General features: G+C 62.6%; 13 protein-coding genes. 11 read left to right on the forward strand and 2 right to left on the reverse strand.

Annotated elements, in window-relative coordinates; all coding sequences use genetic code 11:
* Positions 1-163: 163 nt before the first annotated feature.
* The 10 genes from OHB26_RS38580 to OHB26_RS38620 all read left to right on the forward strand — a co-directional run bounded on the left by OHB26_RS38580 (position 164) and on the right by OHB26_RS38620 (position 14,779).
* Positions 164-3,610 (forward strand): phosphotransferase, encoded by a 3,447-nt coding sequence (locus tag OHB26_RS38580; RefSeq protein ID WP_330182169.1) that lies wholly within the window; start codon positions 164-166, stop codon positions 3,608-3,610.
* 155 nt (positions 3,611-3,765) lie between these two features.
* A complete protein-coding gene (locus OHB26_RS38585) occupies positions 3,766-4,095 on the forward strand; it encodes a WXG100 family type VII secretion target (protein ID WP_330182170.1) in 330 nt (109 codons plus the stop codon).
* Positions 4,096-4,383 (forward strand): WXG100 family type VII secretion target, encoded by a 288-nt coding sequence (locus tag OHB26_RS39805; protein WP_442942816.1) that lies wholly within the window; start codon positions 4,096-4,098, stop codon positions 4,381-4,383.
* 341 nt (positions 4,384-4,724) lie between these two features.
* On the forward strand, positions 4,725-5,801 hold the full coding sequence (locus OHB26_RS38590; RefSeq protein WP_442943072.1) for a TNT domain-containing protein: 1,077 nt from the start codon (positions 4,725-4,727) through the stop codon (positions 5,799-5,801).
* Positions 5,802-5,976: 175 nt separating this feature from the next.
* Positions 5,977-6,456 carry a hypothetical protein gene (locus OHB26_RS38595; protein ID WP_330182172.1) on the forward strand — a complete coding sequence of 160 codons (480 nt, stop codon included), beginning with the start codon at positions 5,977-5,979 and terminating at the stop codon, positions 6,454-6,456.
* A gap of 8 nt (positions 6,457-6,464) precedes the next feature.
* Positions 6,465-6,731, forward strand: a complete 267-nt coding sequence (locus OHB26_RS38600; RefSeq protein ID WP_330182173.1) for a hypothetical protein — start codon at positions 6,465-6,467, stop codon at positions 6,729-6,731.
* 897 nt (positions 6,732-7,628) lie between these two features.
* Entirely contained in the window at positions 7,629-10,985 is a 3,357-nt protein-coding gene (locus tag OHB26_RS38605) for an AAA domain-containing protein (RefSeq protein WP_330182174.1), read from the forward strand.
* Between the two features lie 298 nt (positions 10,986-11,283).
* Positions 11,284-11,604, forward strand: coding sequence for a type VII secretion target (locus tag OHB26_RS38610; RefSeq protein WP_330182175.1), 321 nt, complete (start codon positions 11,284-11,286; stop codon positions 11,602-11,604).
* A complete protein-coding gene (locus OHB26_RS38615) occupies positions 11,601-13,922 on the forward strand; it encodes a TPR repeat region-containing protein (RefSeq protein WP_330182176.1) in 2,322 nt (773 codons plus the stop codon). Before OHB26_RS38610 ends, OHB26_RS38615 begins: the two co-directional genes overlap by 4 nt.
* Positions 13,919-14,779, forward strand: a complete 861-nt coding sequence (locus OHB26_RS38620) for a hypothetical protein (protein WP_330182177.1) — start codon at positions 13,919-13,921, stop codon at positions 14,777-14,779. The genes OHB26_RS38615 and OHB26_RS38620 overlap by 4 nt, the downstream gene beginning before the upstream one ends.
* 388 nt (positions 14,780-15,167) lie before the next feature.
* Here OHB26_RS38620 and OHB26_RS38625 read toward each other — a convergent pair whose 3' ends face one another.
* Both OHB26_RS38625 and OHB26_RS38630 read right to left on the reverse strand, forming a co-directional pair.
* Positions 15,168-17,096, reverse strand: coding sequence for an N-6 DNA methylase (locus tag OHB26_RS38625; RefSeq protein WP_330182178.1), 1,929 nt, complete (start codon positions 17,094-17,096; stop codon positions 15,168-15,170).
* Positions 17,089-17,736 carry a hypothetical protein gene (locus OHB26_RS38630; RefSeq protein WP_330182179.1) on the reverse strand — a complete coding sequence of 216 codons (648 nt, stop codon included), beginning with the start codon at positions 17,734-17,736 and terminating at the stop codon, positions 17,089-17,091. The genes OHB26_RS38625 and OHB26_RS38630 overlap by 8 nt, the downstream gene beginning before the upstream one ends.
* A gap of 381 nt (positions 17,737-18,117) precedes the next feature.
* On the opposite strand from OHB26_RS38630, the gene OHB26_RS38635 reads away from it, so the two are divergent.
* Positions 18,118-21,369, forward strand: coding sequence for a DEAD/DEAH box helicase (locus OHB26_RS38635; RefSeq protein WP_330182180.1), 3,252 nt, complete (start codon positions 18,118-18,120; stop codon positions 21,367-21,369).
* Positions 21,370-21,402: the final 33 nt, after the last annotated feature.

A 21,402-nucleotide genomic window follows, 5' to 3' on the forward strand; every position in this document is an offset into this window, starting at 1 on the left:
GATCCGTCAACAGTACTGGACACGCGACCAGCGCGTACTCGAATTACGTTCTACAGCAACAGCTTTGATGGCTGGTCGGTTGCCAATCCGCGTCCGCCGAAAGCACTTGGTTTCGACCTGATCATGCGAGAATCGACAGTGCCGATCGTGAGGGGGAATCTCGATGGTGCTGACCGCGCGCTACCAACCGGGTGCAATCCGGCGTCCGTTCGTCAACCGGGACGCGGTGTTCCGGCGCTTCGATGAGCTGCTCGTCGAGTCGGCGCATACGCCGAAGGTGCTCTTGCTGACCGGGGTCGGTGGCATTGGCAAGTCGCGGTTGCTGGCCGAGTTGCGGGCGCGCGCGGAGAAAGAGCACGCGGCCGCCACGGTGGACTTTCAGGTTCCCAGCCAGCGACAGTCGATCGAAGCGCTGGCGGTGCTGCGATCCCAATTCGGTTCTCGCAAAGTCAAATTCCACAGATTCGATATCGCGTACACCGTGTTGTGGCAGCGGCTGCATCCGCATCTGAGGGTCAGCTTCGAATCGCTGGCGTTCGCCGAGAACAGTGAAGTGCTCACCGAGATTCTCAATGACGCGACCGGGATACCGATCTTCGGCACTGCGGCTCGGCTCGTCGAGCTGGGGACGCGGCGGGTGACACGTAGTTTCCGCATTCGCCACGATCAGGTGCTTCAGGAGCTCGACCAGTTGACGCTGTCGCAGCTCGAAGCAGCGGTGGCGTACCTTTTCGCGGCGGATCTCGCGGCCGGCACCGACGGCGAACCGTACGTCGCATTTCTCGATGCCTACGAAGCCTTGGTCGGCGGCGTGGAACGCGTTGGGCGAGCCGCGGATTCGGATTCCTGGTTGCGGGATCTGGTCGCGCAACTCGACAAAGGGCTGGTGGTCATCGCCAGCCGAGAGCCCCTGGGTTGGGAGCGCCACGACCCGGAATGGCAAGGGCGCATCGATAAGATACGGCTCGACGATCTGATCCTGGCCGATCGACATCGTCTCCTCGACGCTTCGGGCGTGAGCGACCCCGCCGAACGCGATGCCATCGCCATGGCGAGCGCCGGTGTGCCGTTCTACCTCCATCTCGCCATCGACGCCCGGCTCCGCGGCGGAGTCATGGCACCGCACCAACTCGTCTCTCCCGGAACGATTCTCGAGCGCTTCCTGCTCCACGTCCGGCCCGATGAGGTCCGAATGCTGGAGCTACTCGGCCTGCCGCGGATCTTCGACAGAGAGATATTCACCGCGATAGCGAGCGCCTTCGGCCTGCCCGCCCATGTGACGGCTTGGACCTCGCTGATCGGCTACTCATTCGTCTATGCCGCCGACGAGGAGGGCGCCACCGGACGATTCCAGCTGCACCAGCTCATGGTGACCGCGTTGCGGCAGCGCCTCGACGCCGAGGTCGAGACTACGCTGCATGATGTGCTGCACAGACTGTGGCGTTCCCGGGCGGAGTCCGCATCCGGCAGAGTGACCGCGCTGCGAGAAGCCGGCTATCACGGCCTGCGCGCCGGTACCCTGACCGCGGTCTCACTGCTCGACTACGTGGATCGAATCGCGGCGGCCGGCGGCAAACAAGGGATCGATGCCGTACTCACGGACTTGAACCAGTATCTGCTGGAGGAGGGTTCGACCAGATCGGATATTTCCGAATTGCGTGAACTGACACAGTGTTTGGAGACCGAGGGAGCCCTGCTACTGGGCGATGCCAAGCATGCCGATCAGCTCACCAATTCGATCGACGCGGAGCGCACCGGACCCGTTGCGGAGCGGCTCACCTTGGCGGCGGCCAATGCCCGCCGCATTCTCGGGCGTACCGACGAAGCGCTGACGATGTACGAAGCGCTGTGGTCACACGGTGCGGGTCGCGTGCGACTCAACGCTGGGCACTGGGCCGCCGATCTGCACATGTGCCAGGGCCGATCCGCGCAAGCACTCCAGTTGTGCGGTCAGCTGGTCGATCTCACCGATTCCCGCGACCACGAGTTCCTCGGTGACATAGCCCGGCTGCGGCACCTCACCTACCGTATGTCCTTCGATACCGATGCCGCCGCTCGATACCTGGATGAGGCGGACGGCCACTACGCCGCAGCGGGAAGTATTGTCGGACAATCTAATATCGCTACAAACCGCGCGGAGCTACTGGCGCTCACCGAACCGGATCGCGCCCTCGCCGCGGCGGCCGCTGCCATCGCGATTCAGCGCGAACTCGGCGCGCTACATGAACTCGGCAAGGCCCACACCGCACTCGGTATCGCGCAGCTGGCACTCGGCGACCTCGATGCGGCCGAGCGCGCTTTCGCCGACGCCTGCGAAACGCTGGAGCGCGCGGGCTATCGATCGGGTCGAGCCCGAGCCGAACTGTTCCGAGCCGGAGCGCACGCGCGACGCGGTCGGCGCACCGAAGCCGTTGCCGGAGCTCGTTGGGCGGTCGAGGAATTGGAAGCCGCGAACGTCTACCCCGCACTCGTCCTCGTCGCACGGGCGGTGCTGGCCTTGCTCGGCTGGTCCGATCCTGCGGTCTCGCTGGCAGCCGCGCGGGCGCACCGCCGCATCCAGCCTCCCGCTCCGGATAGCGATCTGGACCTGGCCGCCCAACGGCTGAGCGCACGGGTGCTCGGCCTGGACCCCGATTCCTACTATCGCGAGGCCATCACTCGAACCGATTCCGCCGCAGGGTATTACAACCACAATGTGCGGATCGAAACCGCCACCGGGCCGGTGAACGTTCGGATTCCGGTGGCCGGCGCCGATGTGATGGATCTGCGGATCTGGCCGGAAGTACGGGTGCTTCGAGCAATCGAGCCCTTCGTACCCGCCTCGCCTCGATTGCGTTGGGAGTCAAACCATCCCGCGTATCAGATACAGGACTTCATCGCCGGTGAACTGCTCGATGACATCGCACCTCGTGGGCACGCTGTCCCCGACTGCGTGCCGCGCGATGTCGCCCGACTCTTCGCCGACCTGCGGACGATTCCCACCGAGCTTCTGCCGACTCCCAGCCCATCAATCGAAGATCCGGCCGAGTTCGCCCGCCGCCTGTCCGATGTGACCCAGCGTGTCTACCAGGAGAATCAGCACCGATTCGGCCCGCTGTACCGGAACCTCGGCGTGCCCGAGAATCCACTCGACACCGTGATGGCTGGATGGCGCACGCTCGAATCGCGCCCGTTTCGACTCGTGCACGCCGACGTGCATCGGAAGAACATGATCATCAAGAACGGTCGCGAGGTCGTTTTCCTGGATTGGGAACTGGCACTGTACGGCGATCCGCTCTACGACGTAGCCACGCATCTGCACAAGATGGGGTACCAGCCGGGCGAGCGCGATGTCCTCCTCTCGCAGTGGGTCGCCGCCGAACCTGAAGCCGCGACAGGCCGGTGGGAGCACGATCTGCGCACATACCTGAACCACGAAAAGATCAAGTCCGTCATTGTCGACGCTGTGCGGTATGCCAAGGTTCTGTCGGAGGGAAGCCGCACCACCGAGCAAGAGCACGCTCTGGTGAGCAATCTGGTCGCCAAACTCAATGCTGCTCATGACATCTGGGGAAGCGGTCTTCGATTCGATTCGACATTCGTCGAGACGCAGTTACGGATCTGTAGCTGAACGAGCACACATCCGAATAGGCCACACCCCCGGAACCGGCAGAGAAAATGGTCGATGCCACTTCACAACCGACTATGCGCAGATAGACAGCCGCCCACAGTGACCCATGCCACCCGACTAGCGATTGCCGAATAGTTGCGGATATCGTTCCGGTCGTGAGTGCGGGGATGGGAATCAATCCGGTCGAGGTGCAGGCCACCGCGGGTGGGCTGGACCAGATCGCGGATGAGCTCACCGACCGGGTCGATGCGCATATGCGGGCGGTCCGGGCGTTCGTCGGAGTCGAATGGACCGGGACCGCGGCGGGTTCGCACGAGAATCCGTGGGCGGAGTGGGAGGACGGGGCACGGCAGATAATCGGCTCCTTCCACACCGATGCCGGACTGCTGCGCCGCACCGCCGCCGAAGTCACCGCACTGGATCAGTCGCGGGCGTCAGCGACCGAGCGGGCGGGATCGAGTCTCGATCTACCGGACGTGGTGTAGATGGCCGGGTATCGAGTGGATTTGGTCGGCTTGGGGCGGTTGGTCGATGCGACCGCGACATTGGAGACGACGATCGAGGACGCGGTCACGGCCGCCGAAAAGCAGATCGATGAACTCCATGTGTCGTGGACGGGCGCTGCCGCCGTCGCACATCGGGAAGCGCACGAAGCGCGGATGCGAGCGATCGCGGAGATGCGGGCCGCGCTCGCCCAGCTGCGGGCGAAGCTGACCACCGCACAAGAGGCATACGGCGTTGTAGGCCCGACCAATACGGAGATGTGGCCGTGAGCCCGACAGCGACCCTACCGGTAATCGCGGTCCGGAGCGAGGAATACCACAGTGCCGCTGAGGTTTTCGCATCGATCGCCACCGATGCGGCCGACGTTCATATCGGGCTGCTCGGTGTCTTGAACGCCAATGCCGGTATGGCGGGAAGCGACAGCATCGGCCAGGACTGGGCCAAGTCCTATGACGAAGCCGCCGGGCTCGCACTACAAACCTCCGACCAGATTCTCGCCGCCTGCACGAGCACCGCCGATCTCGTCACCAGCGGGGCGCACAACCATGAGCGCGCCGAGGCGACCGCCAACTTCGCGAACGTGCCGGAACCACCGCGGCCGCCGGCGCGAATGGTCCCTTGCGTGGTCACCCAGGCGTTGTCCGCCGCCGGGAACGGCCTGCCGGAACCGTTCGGATGGTCGATCGTCAAGAAGGCCGTCGCCGCCGCCTGGCCCAATGGGCATCAGGACAAACTGCGCACCGCGCAGGGTGCCTGGAATACCGCCGCGGCCGACTTCCGCGCCCTCGCACAGCGGGTGACGACCGCGACCGACCTGCTCGGCAATCAGCGATCCGAAGAGATCCCGACAACGCTGGCGGCCTGCACCGATCGCAAGAACGAACTCTCCGCGCTGGCGAACATCTGCCAGACCCTGGGAAGTGCGTGCGGCGAGTACGCCGGGCATCTCGACGAGGCCCATCACAAGATCATCAGCGAGCTCGCGGAGTTCGGCTTCGAAACCGTGTTGTGGGAAGCCGCTTTCGCCCTCCTCGCACCGTTCACCGCGGGCATGTCCGAAATTGTCGGCAACTCGGCGCTCGTGGCCCGCGCCGCGGCGAAGGCCCGTCGAATCGCGGAGGTCATCAGCACTCTCGCGACTCGGGCCGCGAAGATCGTCGCCGACACCGTGCGCCCCTTGGTCGAGCGAATCAAACCACTACTCGCGAAGATCAAGAAATGGGTCGATGAAGCACGAACCAAGATCGCTGCTCTCGGCCAAACCCGAAAGACCTATCCATCCGGCGAGAAGCTGACGGATGCGGAATTCGTAGCAAAATACGGGCGAGCCAACAATTGGAAGTACCCCGGAGCGGACTATGCGATTCCGGGAACGCAAAGGATCGTAGATATTCCTCCGGGCAGCGTAATCGACCGGTACGGATACGAGGGGGGTGCGTGGCTCTCACCGCAGGGCACTCCGCTCACTGCGCGTTCGCTACCTCCCGACACGCTCGCGATGAAGCCCTATCACACCTATGAAGTGACAGGTAACCCTCTGCCGACGGGCTGGAAGATCGAGGAATCGGTGGTGGCACCGTGGTTCGGCGAGGCCGGCCACGGTATCCAGTACAAAATTATCGACCGATTCGGCGACGAGGGAACGGTAGAAGAATTGCTGGACATCGGATACTTGATCGAAAAGTAGAATCACACATACGACGCCAAGAGCAACTGGTGAAACGAATAGGATCCAAGTGCACCCACCCATCGATCTCCGACAGTTCCCCTCAGCCACGCATAGGATCGTGCGAGCCTGGTATGAGTGGCAGGCCGCCAACCTGCGAAGCCAAGGAAAGGACGTCGGGAGTACCCAAATCCCGATGGTCCCTCCCGAGTTCAGCTATTGGCTGGCCAATCCCCCTCGCGTTGACGGCCAGGCTTTGCTCTTTGAAATAGGCGGTATGAACTACCGTGTCGAACAATCGTCGAGCGGTTGGGCACTGACAAAGGAAGAGCGAGGGCTGACCTCCATGTTGGGTTCGCTGCGCAACTACGAAGATGTCGAGAAGTACCTGTTGCGCTTGATGGGTGGAGTTCCCCAACGCGCCGAGCGCACCAGCTCTCCTGATTACCGGTGGTATCGAGAAGGTGTGGATCCTCGAGTCCGACTCGAACCTACCGATCCAACTGCCGAATATTCGTACATGTCCTTGTTCGTCGACGACGAGCCCCTCGATCGCGGCAGCCTGAAGCCTTCCGACGCAACGAAGTTCTCGCATCCTCTCGTGATGAGCTACGAGCAGGTAGATCAGATATACCGCGAGGGACTCCCCGACGAATGGTTCACCATCGACAGGTGAGGAGTGAAATGAAGTTCGACGATCAGTACTTCTCACGCGAACACTGGTTCTCCCTGGGCGTCGAGGAAGGGACCAACAAGCACTATTTGTCGATTCCGGTCAGCAGTGGAATCGTCGACTACGAGGAGTACTACGAGATCGATCAGCCTACCTTCGATCGGTACATGCAGAACCCCAGCAGCGCAGTCGATTTCGCCGAGAAGTGCCGCCGACAGGAGATGGACTCGCTGCTCATGATCCCGGCTCCCACTACCAACCGCGGCACAGCCATTTAGCTCGACACGGTGGGTCGCGATCGATGAGGCCGCGCTGGGCTGCCCGCCGCACACCACGAAGCTCTCGCTACCCGACGGAACGAATCAGCGAGAGCGACGTTTCGAGGTCAGTCGACTCCATCGGGCGCCACGCAGCTCATCGGCCAGCGGTCTCATGAGAAACGAGGACAAACCGGGAGCAGACCGTCCATCGAAGGTGATCCAGTTGCGGAGATTGTCCGTGTAGTGCCAACTCGGGGACATCCCGTGCCTGCCATCGCTAAACCGCAACTGAGCCCTGGACCCGACAATGTCGCTCGTGCTCAAATCCTCCGATGCGAATCGGCATCGGCGGCAAAGCTTTCGGCGTCCGTGCGGGGGTATCGAATCGGGGTATCGGTGCCGGAGTCGGCCCGGTGTCAGTCGGCGCATCTTGGGGGAGGCGACGATCCAGCGGGGGCGGAATTGCTGCCATCATCGGATTATGTATGGCCCTCATCGCGGCGTACTGGGCACTCTGCTGGCCCTACATGCTCGGCACATGGGTAGCTGTCAGAATTTTCGGTGCGGAGAATCCATCGGCACAGCGGGCGGTTTTCGGCTGGCTCTATGAAGCGCCCTGGCTCGGGCTGCTTGTTGTGCTGATGGTCCGGAAGCTGATGTCCGCGCCCACGAGTGGAAGATAGGTCCGGTGCGTCCTACAGCGCGCCAGGCCGACGAAACCGCACATTCGCAACAAACCGACCAGTAGACATTCTGCGAATCACACCGTCTCCCAGTATTTTTCACGACAACAGACCCTAAGTGACGTACCGTTGGAACGTCCGAGGCTGGAATATTCGATGGCGGCGGATGGGTGGCGCTATGGGTGGGAACGAGCAGGCGACTCGGCTTCTGGGATTCTGGCGGGCGGTTGAGATGTTCAGCCCGCAAGAGGTTCCCAAGCTCTCGACCAGGGTTCCACCGCTGGTGCTGAAGATGCCCGAGAATGGTCCGGCGCCTTGGCAGCGTGAGCATCCATTGTGGCGAGAACGCCCATTACCGCCTGGCAAGGCTTGGCAGTTCACCGTGTATGGCGGGCTGTTCGAGATCGACAAGGTCCGCGATGAACTGGTTCGGGTATTCGGGAATGACCATGGTCAATCTGACGGCCGACGAGCCGGTACGACGGCGACATTCGCCTTCACGCTGGACGCGCACGGGTCAATGGTCGAGAACTCGGCTGTGCTGTCGGCGTGCGCCTGGGCCATCAGCCGCCTGCGGTCGCCCGGTCCCGGGGATCTGAAGTGGCTGGACGGGTTCGACGACGATAATCGCGGCTTCGTCACAAGCCTGAACAAGCTCTCACCACCCGAAATTGCTGCGGCAGAAGAACGTTCGGCACTGGCCGCAGAGGTCGGTGACCGAGCGAGGTCCGCCGCACTGGACGCGATTGCGAAGGGAGCCGGTGCCGCGGCGACAGCGGCCGCGACCGCTGGGGCCACCATGCTCGGCGGACCGGTCCTCGGCGGTATCGCGGGAACCGTCGCCGGTACCTTCGCCGAAAAACTCCTCGAACGCCGAAAAGCCGAAAAGAGCTCGGACCCAGACCAAGACGATGCGGAGCCGCCGACACTGAACCTCACCGTCGAGGACGTGTACCGGCTGGTCAAGAAGCTCGGCGATGGCTTGGGCATCACCGCCGCGCTCGGAGTCGATGGAGTTCAGGTGCGGTGCGCTCAGGTATCGGCCCGCTACGCCGGCGAATCAACCGAACAAGACTTCCTGAACAGCTTCATCGCACAGGATCTCGCCGTCGTCGAGCAGGCTGTCCGGCGGGGTGATGTGGGAGAGGCGCTGCGCGACTACCTGTCCGATGACTGTGCCGTCGAATCTCGTATCGATGTGCGAGCCCGCCCCGATGCGGTGATCGCCGGTGTGGAACCTCATCGAATACCGGGCGGTCGCTGGCCCGGCGCCGTGAGCAAGCCACTGGTGCTCGGCCAGCAGTTCGCCGTCGACCAGTTGATGACCGAAATCGGCGACAGCACAGGTATTTTCGCCGTAAACGGGCCACCCGGCACCGGCAAGACCACAATGCTGCGCGATGTCCTCGCCGCCATTGTGACCGAACGCGCTATTCGTCTCTCGAAACTGGAGAATCCGCGCGCGGCGTTCACGGCCAAACTCGAAACCGCTCAGATCGGCAGGTATCGGCCGACGGTGTACGGCATTCGCCCCGAACTCACCGGATTCGAGATAGTCGTCGCCACCGCCAGCAATGATGCCGCGGCCAATGTCACCGCCGAGATTCCCGCGATCAGCGCGGTATCGGGAGTTCAGGACGAAGCGCTTGCGGCAGACTACTTTTCGGACCTCGCGTCCGGGGTACTGGATCGCAAGGCTTGGGGACTCGTTGCCGCCGTCCTGGGAAATATGAGCAATCGGTCCGAGTTCGTGAGCCGATTCTGGTGGGGAGACAACGGTTCCCGGAACCGACCGAGCGAGCCTGGGACGGACGATGAGGGCGGCGCTGTCGAGCCGATCGGCATGATGCGAATGCTGCAGCAGGCAGTGAACGAACCAGCGACCGTCCCCGACTGGGAAGCCGCCGTCACCGCCTTCGACAAAGCCCACGACGAGGTGCGGCGGCTCACAGACGAGCGACAATCCATCGCCGACGCGATCAACAACCTGGAACGGTTGCAAACCGTCATTAATACTGCGGCGCAAGACATTATCGATACCCAGAACGAATATGATTCCTGGCGAAATCGCCACTCACAGGCGACTTTCGCTCGCGCCCAGGACGAGGCCGCGGTCAGCGCCGCGAACATCGAGATCGACCGCCACCATGCGCGCAAGCCGGGGTTCTGGATATCGCTGTCGACCTGGTTCAAAGCCGGACGAGTATGGCATGCACGGCATCTGCAACTGCTCGCGGATCTTGAAGCTAAGCAGAGCACGCTCGGTACCCGCAACGCCGAGATCGCCCAATGCGCGCGAGCATGGGAAAGTGCCGCGGCCAAAGGACGTGCGCTCGTCCACACCCATGCCGCGGCAGTCGCAGAACATCAACTGGCCTCCAGGGTCATCACCGATGCCCAGGAAAGATGGTCCGCTGTAATCCCTTTCGGCGAGATCCTCACCGACGAGAAACGATTCCAACTGTGCAGCCCCTGGGCCGACGCGGAATTCACAGCGGCCCGGCATCGACTGTTCTTGGAGGCGCTGCGGTTACACAAGGCGTTCATTCTCGGCTCCGGGTCCCTGATCCGAGGCAATCTCGATGTCGCCATGGCCGCGATCCGCAACCAGTTGGATGTCAAACCCAAACCGGCAACCCTGGCTACGGCATGGCAGACGCTGTTCTTCGTCGTGCCGATGGTGTCGACGACTTTCGCCTCGCTGCCTCGATTGTTCACCGGGCTCGGTCGCGAAACTTTCGGCTGGCTGTTCATCGACGAAGCGGGTCAGGCCACTCCGCAACTGGCGGTCGGCGGACTCTGGCGCGCCAAAAGAGCTGTCATCGTCGGTGATCCACAACAGCTTGAACCGATTGTCACACTGCCTATCTCGGCTCAACACGCGTTGTTGCGACAGTATCGGCTGGGAGAACAGTGGACGCCCGATTACACCTCAGCACAGCGGGTCGCGGACCGGCTCGCAAGGCACGGCACCAGCCTTCCCGAACCTGACGGTGACGCCGATGTCTGGGTCGGCGCTCCGCTGCGAGTCCACCGGCGATGCGATCGGCCGATGTTCGAGATCTCCAATCGCATCGCCTACGGCGGCGACCTGATGGTGTACGGCACCATGCATGAAGGCGAGTTCACTGGCGCGAACACCTGGTTCGACATCAGTTCCGAAGTGGCGGAGGATAAGTGGGTGCCAGCCGAGGGCGACCAATTGCGTCACCTTCTCATTCTGCTGACCAACGGAGTGGGCATCGCGCCTGAACATATTCGGGTGATCAGCCCTTTCCGGGATGTCGTGCGCGGCTCGAAATCGGTTGCCGCCGAGGCGATCCACGCCGACTTCGCACGAAGCAATGTCGGGACCGTTCACACAGTGCAGGGGCAGGAGGCAGACGTCGTCATCCTGGTGCTGGGCACGGGACCGCGCCAAGTCGGGGCGCGCAGATGGGCTGCGGAGAAACCGAACCTGCTCAACGTCGCGGTGTCACGTGCGAAGCGCCGCATCTATGTCATCGGGAATCACCAATCATGGCGGAATCAACGCTATTTCGATGTTCTGGCCGCATCGCTACATAGGTCGTCAGTCCCGCCCTCATGATGGAAGAATCGGCAGTACCGATCGCGAAGGGAATCTCGATGGTGCTCACTACACGGCCTGCTGGTATCAGCTGCGGCAATCGGCGTGAGTCTGCTGATCGTCGATAGAACGTGATCCAGATTGACGTCGATATGATCCCGGGGGGTGGCAGCACTGTTGTCGCCGACGGCCGCGACCTCCGCCCATACTGCGATGAAACCTGTTGCAGCAGAGAGTCTCTGATAATGTTTCGACCAGGTTTTCGTCGCGCGGGGAACGAAGAATACCGCGCGTGAACCCACGATGAATGGGGGGCGAAATGCAGGTTTCGGCACAGGAATTGCGTGATGCGGCGAAGGCGTTCGACGGTATCGTCGCGGCGGTCGGGAAGTTGCCGGTCATCGACACCGCATCCGGCATCCTGGGGACCTTGGGATCGTTCATGCAGGGCTCCGAGGTAGGACCGGAGCTGGATCGGATAGAAGCGGTTCGCGCGAAGGCGATCCCGATCGTCAGTGGCCGCTATCAGGAGTTCGCTGCGCTGCTGAACGAATCCGCGGACACCTATCATGGGACCGACCAGGACGCGGCAACCCGGTTCGAGGCGCTCGGCGACTTCAACTCCGGGAGCCAGGCGTGAAGGTTCCCAACGTCAGCCAGGTGATGTTCTGGAATGTCGACATGGGATCGGTTGCGCCCAAGGCGACTCTGATCGCGCAGGGTATTCGGGATGCCGCCGATACGATGAACAAGACCGTCGACGGCTTGAATTGGTCAGGGGATGGCCGCCGCGGGGCTGAGAATCGCGCTGAGCGCGAACGTACGGAAATGCGTTTGGTGGCCGATGCTTTCGACGATCTCGCGACCGCGTGCCTGAACGGGCAGACCGCGATGGGTCCACTGGTCAGCACCGCCAAGCAGTCGGTGACCAGCCTGCGCAAGGATGGCTATGAGGTCGACGACGGCGACTGGTCGGTCCGGGACACCTACAACTACCAGGCCGCTCTCGACGCCGCGGGCAAGGACCAAAAGCTGATCGACCAAGTGAATACCTTGCAATCGACGCGCCAGAACGAGGCGAGCAATCAGACGGTCACGCTGCAACGGCTGGCAGCCGATCTGGGCTGGGCCGACGCCGCCGCCACCACCGCGATCCGTACCGCCCTGAACTCTATCGAACAACTGACACCCGCGACCTCCGGCCTGAATCCGACTGTCGCAGCACAGGACGAAGCAGCCCTGCGCAATGGGACGGCCACACCGGAACAAGTCGAGCGGCTGCAACTGGCGACTCATCTGACCCAGCAGCAACTCGACGATCTGCTCGCCGGTAAGCAAGTGGACCTGCCGCAGGGACAGTTCGACTACCTGCGCGGACTCATGCGCTCGATGGACACGATGAGCGTCACCGATATCAAGAAACTGGGCGACGGCCTGCCCGCAGACCAGCAGACGATCGTTCGAGCGGGTGTCGCGGATGCACTACAGATCATGTCGAATCCCCAGATAGAGGCTGGCAGGCAGGGCGTGGCGGCTGATACCGGCGGTATGGCCCTGCTGCCCACTCAGGTCCGCACACTGCTGACCGAAAAGCCTTACAAATCGCTCAATCCGGCGCGGGGCGGCGGCGCGGGCGGCGTCATCGAAGTACCTCGAATGGGTGATTTCAACGCGTTGACCGATCTGCTCGGCAACGGCAACGCGGGTCTGGCTCAGGGCACCGACATCGACCGCGGCCTGCTCAAACAGGGCGCGGAGATCGCGGGCAGCAACGTCAAGAATATTCAAGGCCCCTGGGGCAGCACCGAGACGCCGAGTTCGCTGGCGGACAAGATGCTGAGCCGCGCCGGGGGTGACCACCTCGCTGTTCACGACCTCTTGACCGGCGGCGCTCAATCGCCCGATGGCACACATCGCATGGACGTCACCGTCACGCCGGGCGGGAAGTACAACCCCGATTCTCATATCGGGAATCTACTCAACCACAACTGGGAGGGCCATGACGCCGGCATCGCGAAGGTCGTTAGTACGGCCGGTGAATTCGCTACATCGCCGATCGACGCGCAGCGCGTAGACTCCGGCGAGTCAGCGCATGCGCTCGCCAGCTATATGAGCAAGCACGAGGATGAACTGTTGAAAATCAACAGCTTCGAGGGCCGACAAGAGATCGGCGTCGCCAATCCGGCTTTGACACAGGCGTTGGCATCGACACTGTCACCCTATATCCCCGATATGGTCAGCGTCGACCCAGGCATGTTGCACACCGGTGGGTTCGAGCATGACTTCAGCGCAGACGCCGTCAAGAAGGTCTTCGCGGTGATCGATACCGACAAGCAGGCCGCCATCCAGTTCAACGGCTCAGCATACGCGGCCGTGTCGCAGCTGAATCAGCAATTCGGCGCTTCCGGAGCTAATGAATACGAGCTGGGCGAGTGGGCTGGTGCGATCGATGCGGGGGCCAAAGATGGGATGAAGCTCGAGTTCACTGCCAGACAGCTCAGCGAGGCACAGCAGGTGAAGGAAGCGACGACGGTGTTCGACTCGGCACGGGAAGGTGTCGCCTTCACCGCCAAGCGAATTCCCATCGTCGGCGACGTCGTCGAACTCGGGGTGAAGGCATCCTCGCCCGAAGTGAAAGCCTGGCTGTTCGGGTCGGTACCCGAAGTGCATGCCACCGTGGACCTCTCCGCGAACGCGAACCCGGTGCAGCGGTACTACAACATCCTCGAAGGTATGGCCCAATCTCCAAACCATCCGGACCTACGATCGGACCCCAACGTCGGTCATTACTTCGACGACACAGGGAAACTGAAGTCACTGGACGAAATCGGCGGCAAAGACCCCCGCCAGTACCTTCCAAAATTCGACAGTGCGATGCGAAACTTCCTGCCCGGACTCGCCAATTACAACGATGGTTGGCGAGACGGACACGAGCCGAATGGACCGCAGCCCAAATGAAACTGCCCCGCAGTCGCCTCATGGCCCGCTGCATTCCAGCAGCAGCCCTCGCCGCGTGCTTGTTGGCGGCATGCTCCGCCGAGCCGAGCACACCCACGAAGTACCAGTTGCCGGAGAATGCGCAGTTCTCCTACCGGTGGACCGCCACGCCCGGCCTGGACTTGAATTCGGATGCGGCGATCGTCACCCGTGCCGCAGTCGAGTCCGCGTTTCTCGCAACAATGACCCGCACCTACAGCGAAAACAATGTGGGTAAGTACACCTACCCCGGGTACACCCGCGCGGTAGACCCGGCAATGGGCGAAAAGGATCAGTCCATCTACAAGACATGGGACGCAAGCCGACTCGACGTCTGGGGTTCGGTCCACGGCACCGCCTACCCCTACTTGGTCTCGCTACAGAAGGCTGCCGACTATCCAACGACACACGTCGTGGAAGCACTGACATGTCTCTGGTTGAACGGCGTGAGCGTGAGCTTGAACAGGCCCGACGAATACCGGTCACCCTTCAACTCCGCGCTCGTACCCCAAGCAATCAAGATGAAGCTGCGTGCACCTCAGGACGAGACACCGAAACTGACCACCTTCGGACAGGGGCCGGCCCGCTACCCGACCACCGATGTATTCGGAGACTGGTCCGTGGAATCGATGGACGTGAACAGCAGCTGGATCAACGCCTGGACCCGCAAACCGTACGACGACCCGTGTGCCGCGCTGCCTGGCAATCCCGTTCCGCCCGAACAGCTCGCGACAACCACGTTGACGTTCTACCAGGCCCATCTTCCAACTCTCGACCCGTCTCCAGGCTGGCCGGCCGACGCCGAACGTCCGACAACCTCAGCCGGTGACGGCAAATGAGTTCCCCGAACCTGCCACCCGAGATCATGGCGGCGCTGAGGAGGCCCGTCACAGAATCCGACAGCTCAGCCGAAACTTCGCAGTCCGACGATCAAGATCAGCTGCCGAAAGCGTCCGATCGGATGCGTGACAGTGCGGGCCCCGATGCGGTGACTTACGAGGAGTGGCAGCGCGAGCAGACGTGGAGTGTGCGCGCACCGGATTGGTCGTGAGGTCTGCTGCTTATAAACAGCAGCGCGGTCGATTTCGCCGAGAAAATGCCCCCGCTGTCGACTCGATCGTGTCTACGCGCCGATCGAGATTGCCAGGAGCCCGCCGCTGCACCGCAAGTCGGCATCGAGGTCAGCGGGTAGTGCCTATGTACGACAGGATCGAAGAACTGCTCGACTCACCAACCAGCTTGCTCCGCGTTATCAGAAAGCAGGGCGGGCATCAGCAGATCGCGGAGTGCGATTGTCGCCGTACGGATCTCGTCATGGGCGGCGATCACCGCATCGAAGTCGTCGAGTGCTCGCCCGATCGCGATCTGCTCTTCCATGGGAGGAAGTCGGATCTCCAAGGATTTCAGGACTTGCGCATTGATGCTCATGATCGCCGAACCTTTCGACCTGCTCAGCATCCAATCCTGGATGCCAGGCTGGGCGAGGTAGAAGCTGAGGTATCGCGGATCGACCTGCTCCGTACTCGGCCGAAGCCGAATCAATCCGGTGCCGAACATCCAGCCGCTGTTTTCCGCTGTAACGCGAGCGATCCTCCCGATCGTCCCGGTGCGGGTACACAGGACGTCGCCGGGGGCGACCACGTAGTTCGACTGCTGTTCTGCCGCATGGCGACTCGCCCTGGCCGTTGGAGTCAGCAGCCGACCTGACACCAGGTCTTTCGGCTTGATGATCGGTGTGACTCCGGCGGAGTCCTCCTCGAGCGTCGCGCCCGGTGTCACCAGGCAAATATCGCCCAGCGCTACCTCTTTCCATTGCGATGCTTCGCCTGGCGGATGAGCATCGATCGCGCGGAGGGTTCGGCCGAGTGTCGAATCGGCGGTTTGGGCCTGCTGCCGCATATCCGTAAGCAGTCGCTCGATTCGATCGCGGGTTCGCTTCGGTTGGTGAGTATCGATAACCACGCGGATGGGCCGAAGGTGCGCGGCCGGCGTCAGGTCGTAGTTCTTGCTCTCGATTTCCGAAACTGCGACTGCGGCCGCGTTCGCGTGATCACCGAGCCGCCCGGCGCGCCAGTCTCCCACTATCGCCGCGAGTTCGGCCTGTTCGTCGTCGTCGAGCACTCGGAGCGTTCGCTCAGACATGTGCCCGAACCGGGAAGCGTCGATGAGAAGTACGTCGTCGACTCGTGCACCACCCGCTCGCAACATCCACAGACTCGCGGCCACTCGAGTACCGCGAAAGAGCTGACGCGGCAGAGAGATCACCGCTTCGATACAACCGTCCTCGAGCATGCTCGCGCGAATACTTCGTTCTCGCGCGCTGGACGGCGCGTTGTCAGGCATCAACACCGCAGCTTTGCCGTTGGCGGAGAGGCTCTCGACAACATGCTGCAGCCAAGCGTAATTCGCGTTGTGTTTCGGTGGCTCCCCGTATCGCCATACCCGGTCCAGGCGGTCATACAGCGCACGCATATTGAAGGGCGGGTTCGTGACAACGAAGTCCGCTTTCCGGCCGTTCGGGAGAGGTGCGTCCCATACGGAAGCACCTGCTGTTACTCGCGATTCGCGGACCGAATGCAAAGCGAGGTTCATTTTCGCCAGCGGTAGACCGTCAACCGTGAGCGACCGTGCCTCGAAGGAGAGTTCGGCACCGTTGGGGACCTGTGCCGCCGCGGCGGCGAGCAGTTCGCCTCCCCGGCATGCCGGGTCGTAAACCGTCGCACCGGAATGGACATCCAGAAAAGCGGCCATCAACTGCGACAGTCCACGTGGCGTGAAAAGGTCACCGGACTTGGAATCGCCGCATGCGTCCAAGACCTGAAATGACGCATCCCGAGCACCCTGAACCGCGATAGCCCGCTCCAGGGCACTCCAAAGTTCTTGCACCGCAGAGAGATTCTGCCGATGTATCTCTGGAAGAGCGAGCCGCACCTCCTCGGGAAGAGCCGCGGCAACGCTTCGAACCCGGTGATTGGCCTCCGCTGGATCGGTGGCAGGAATCCCGGGCCAGTCTTCGTCAGTTTTCCGCGCGAATACCAAACCCAAGGCGAGCGTCGATGCCTGGCCGGCAGTCATGCCTTCGTGCACGCATCGACCGATCGCACGGCGTAGTCGGATCGATTCGACTGCCGGTGGCTCAGTGTTCTTGTCAGGCATGGCTTCCCGCCTTCGGACGTAGCGCGAGGGTCTCCGGAACTCGGTCGATCGTACGAAGCCACACGGGCAGCTCCGGGCCCAGATACCCGAGCAGCACGTAGATCTTGACATGGTCGGCCGCCAGATGCCGATGGTGGATGGGCTCGTGATGCATGATTCGATTCCGCAGCAGCACCATGGCCTGCAGATTGTCGCGCAGTTGTTCACGAGGACCGCGGTAGTGCGGAAACCCCTTGTGCAGAGCCGGAACCCACAGCCGTCGGTCGTATCGACGACTGAGCAGCGAAACCCAGAAACCGAAGGACAATTCGGCCACGATGGCATCGACGCAAGGCGTGCCGGCAGACCTGCGCTGAATGTCGCTCTCAGCCTTACGGATCTTCGATTCGTCGTGATCATCGAGTGGTGCGACCAGCCACCAACGCTCCTGCCCGAACTTCAGCTTCAACTGTTCGTGCAGCGAGTTTCGGAGGCTGATCTCCAAGCAGTGCAGCGGAGCGTAGAAAGCCTCCGCGATCTTCAGGTTCCAGACGTAGAGGTCCGCAGCCGATACACCGTCTCGGTGCGCCGCAACCAGATAGGGTGCCAGCCGCGCTGCGGCGAAGTGCTGTACAAACCAAGCGGGAAGGTTGACGGGCATGATATTCCTCCGTGTGAGCACGAACTTCTATCCAGCTCACCCGTGAGGTACACTGCACAAGTACGCCCCGGGTCCGCCTCTGCACCGCATGCCGCCCGGGGCACGGCTTTATCTAGAGCGCCCGGAACACTCTTCCCAAGGCTCGATGCACCCCAGGTGTCCTACGCCACACCACGTAAACCTCAACGCCCACTGCGGCAAGTTGTATCGCGATACAAAAGTTCGGTACCGGTCAACAACGACTTCTTGCGACAACAGCCCGCCCGTCCAGGGCTTGATCAATGCAGGCCGAGGACGTGAAGCTGCCGAATGACAGTTCGCGTACAGCGGGCTCGACGGCTGCCGTTCCGCCCACTGTGCTCGACGCGTATGGTGCCTTCGGTGAACCGCGCGCAACTGACGATCGCCGATCACTCCCTCGCGAACTATTTCGACGAGGGCACCTTCCACCGGGGCCTGAATTACGCCGAACACGGTAAGGCAGGATCCATCGTCTGGGCGGCCGAGGATCTCGCGCTCGTCGGCGAGGTGAGTGGTAGCGGTGGTGCCCGATATCAGACCGTCGTCCGGTTCGCGCGGCATCTCGGCGTGCTCGAGATCATCAACTGCGACTGCACCTGCCCCGTCGGGTACGACTGCAAACACGCGGCCGCGATCGTATTGTCCGCAGCTGTTCCCGCGTCGATGGTCGCCTCGAACCGGCCTGCCTGGGAGGAGGCGGTCGAGAGCCTGCTCCCCGGTCGAACAGATGCCGAGACAATCGATTTGGGTATTCAGTTCACCGTGCGGCAGGCCAAACCTTCGAGTCCGGGCATGATCGCGACGATCCGGCCGGTGCAGCCCGGCAAAACCGGTTGGGTGGCAGGGAATTTGAGTTGGGGCAGTCTCCGCTACCACTACGGTGGCCGGCTGAATCCCGATCATGTGCAGATTCTGCGGGAGATACACGCGCTGTCTCAGGCCGGAAATGCGTACTCCTACTACGGCACCGATAAGACAATCAATCTCTCGAGTTTCGACAGCCCTCGCCTGTGGACGCTCTTGGAGACGGCCAAGGCCGCGGGCGTCGCGCTGGTGCACGGCAAGCGAGCCTTCGATGACGGGCCGATTGTCGGCTCCGCTCGCTTTTGCGTCGATGTGGAGCAGCAGGCGGGTTCCGGGGATCTCCTTGTCACACCGGCGGTTCGGGTCGACGGCTGCCCCGGAGCGATCGTGCCGATCGCATTCGTCGGCGCGACCGGTCACGGTCTCATATTTGCCGAAGCGGCCGATATCACCGACTTCGACCGCCCGGACAAGAGTCGTCTGCGACTGGCCAGACTGGATCGACCGGTACCGGACAAGGCACAGCGCATGCTGACGAACAGCGTGCGACTGACCGTTCCGGAACCCGACCGGTCGGCGTTTCTCGCGCAGTACTATCCTCGGTTGCGGCTCGCCGCCAACATGACCTCTGCCGATGAATCATTCACCGCCCCAGAGATTTCCGGTCCGGAGCTGATCCTCGAGGTGACATACGGAGCAGAGCCGCGCGTCGATGCGCGGTGGCAGTGGAGTTACCGTATCGCCGGAACCGAACACCGCGCCGACCTCGGACCTCGGACCGATACACACTTCCGTGATAGCGCGACGGAATCGCGGATGCTGACCGAGCTGGCCGCACCATTCGAGAAACTCGGACTCGGAACACTCGACCCGCGCACCCTCGGCAGTCGGCCGGCGCGGTTGACCGGCGTCGCGGGCTTGCGGTTCGTGACCGAACTGCTGCCGCTGTTGCGGGAACAACCTGGTGTCCGGATCGATGCCAATGGCCCGGCACCGGACTATCGAGATGCCGATGGCGCGCTCGTCATCGAGGTATCGACGCAGGAAAACGGTTCCGGCACTGATTGGTTCGACCTCGGAATCACCATATCCGCCGCCGGGCAACAGGTTCCGTTCCTGGACGTGTTCACCGCGCTCAACACCGATGACACACATCTGATCCTGCCGAGCGGAGCGTACTTCTCACTCGACAACCCCCAACTGCGATCATTGCGCCGGCTGATCGACGAGGCCCGGACCATGCAGGACGTCGAATCGGGCGGCCTGCGCATCAGCCGATTCCAGGCCGGACTGTGGCAGGAGTTCGCCGCACTCGGTGTCGCCGGAGCACAGGCCGACGGGTGGCGGCGTCAGGTCCAAGGGCTGCTGGACATCGAATCTGCCGATGCCCCAGCGCTTCCCACGGATTTCACCGCCCACCTGCGGCCCTACCAGCAGGACGGCTACACCTGGCTGTCCTTCCTGTGGCGGCACCGGCTCGGCGGCATCCTCGCCGACGATATGGGTCTCGGCAAGACCGTGCAGGTACTCGCCCTGATCAGCGCGGCCCGCCAGCAGACCTCGAGCGACGATCCGTGGCTTATCATCGCCCCGGCCAGCGTCGTCGCGAACTGGGCTGCCGAATCGGAGCGTTTCGCACCGGGACTTCGCACCGTCGCGGTCTCGGACACCCTCCGCCGCAGTGGACGCACGATTCAGCAGATCACCGCCGATACCGACATCATCGTCACCTCGTACACGTTGCTGCGCCTCGACTTCGACGCCTACTCCGCCCACTCCTGGTCCGGTCTGATCCTGGACGAGGCCCAATTCGTGAAGAACCACCAGTCGAAGGTCTACCAGTGCGCGCGCCGCATTACCGCGCCGTTCAAGCTCGCCGTCACCGGCACCCCGATGGAGAACAATCTGATGGAGCTGTGGGCCCTGCTCTCCATCACCGCACCGGGATTGTTCCCGCATCCGAACCGCTTCCGCGAGTACTACGCCGCTCCGATCGAAAAGAGCGGCAACACAGAACTTTTGGCTCAGCTGCGGCGGCGGATCAAACCACTTCTCTTGCGGCGCACCAAGGAACAGGTCGCCACCGATCTTCCCGAGAAGCAGGAACAGGTGCTGGAGGTCGCGCTGACTCCGAAACACCGCAAACTCTACGACACGCACCTGCAACGAGAACGGCAGAAGGTGCTCGGGCTAGTCGACGATATCAATCGCAATCGATTCACCATCCTGCGATCCCTGACCCTATTGCGGCAGCTGAGCCTGCACGCCGCGCTGGTCGACGACAGTCATCATGCCGTCGCCTCGGCGAAGATCGACGTGCTCACCGAGCACCTGCGCGAAGTCGCCGACGGCGGGCACCGGGCGCTGGTCTTCAGTCAGTTCACCGGCTTCCTCGCACACGTCCGGGCCCGGCTCGACAGTGAAGGAATCGAATACTGCTATCTCGACGGACGCACACGCAAACGGCAAGCCGTCATCGAGCGATTCCGGGACGGTACCGCGCCGGTATTCCTCATCAGCCTGAAAGCCGGCGGCTTCGGACTCAACCTCACCGAGGCGGACTACTGCTTCCTCCTCGACCCCTGGTGGAATCCCGCCACCGAGGAGCAGGCCGTCGACCGCACCCACCGCATTGGGCAGACCCGCAATGTCGTCGTCTACCGGCTGATCGCCGAGGGCACCATCGAGCACAAGGTCATGGAGCTCAAGTCCCGGAAATCGGCGCTGTTCGACGGTGTTCTCGACGATGAGAACGGCGGATTCGCCGGACGACTCGAAGCGGAAGATATTCGGGCACTGTTCCAGTGACGTCGGCGATGGCCACGTTCATCGTGGCTCGTC

It is taken from the genome of Nocardia sp. NBC_01503 (assembly GCF_036327755.1).
In the GTDB taxonomy this organism is placed as follows: domain Bacteria; phylum Actinomycetota; class Actinomycetes; order Mycobacteriales; family Mycobacteriaceae; genus Nocardia.

Coding starts and splice junctions, on each gene's coding strand:
- OHB26_RS38610 (WP_330182175.1), top strand. CDS start 11,284: ATGCAGGTTTCGGCACAGGAATTGCGTGATGCGGCGAAGGCGTTCGAC.
- OHB26_RS38620 (WP_330182177.1), top strand. CDS start 13,919: ATGAAACTGCCCCGCAGTCGCCTCATGGCCCGCTGCATTCCAGCAGCA.
- OHB26_RS38605 (WP_330182174.1), top strand. CDS start 7,629: ATGTTCAGCCCGCAAGAGGTTCCCAAGCTCTCGACCAGGGTTCCACCG.
- OHB26_RS39805 (WP_442942816.1), top strand. CDS start 4,096: ATGGCCGGGTATCGAGTGGATTTGGTCGGCTTGGGGCGGTTGGTCGAT.
- OHB26_RS38600 (WP_330182173.1), top strand. CDS start 6,465: ATGAAGTTCGACGATCAGTACTTCTCACGCGAACACTGGTTCTCCCTG.
- OHB26_RS38595 (WP_330182172.1), top strand. CDS start 5,977: ATGGTCCCTCCCGAGTTCAGCTATTGGCTGGCCAATCCCCCTCGCGTT.
- OHB26_RS38590 (WP_442943072.1), top strand. CDS start 4,725: ATGGTCCCTTGCGTGGTCACCCAGGCGTTGTCCGCCGCCGGGAACGGC.
- OHB26_RS38625 (WP_330182178.1), bottom strand. CDS start 17,096: ATGCCTGACAAGAACACTGAGCCACCGGCAGTCGAATCGATCCGACTA.
- OHB26_RS38580 (WP_330182169.1), top strand. CDS start 164: ATGGTGCTGACCGCGCGCTACCAACCGGGTGCAATCCGGCGTCCGTTC.
- OHB26_RS38630 (WP_330182179.1), bottom strand. CDS start 17,736: ATGCCCGTCAACCTTCCCGCTTGGTTTGTACAGCACTTCGCCGCAGCG.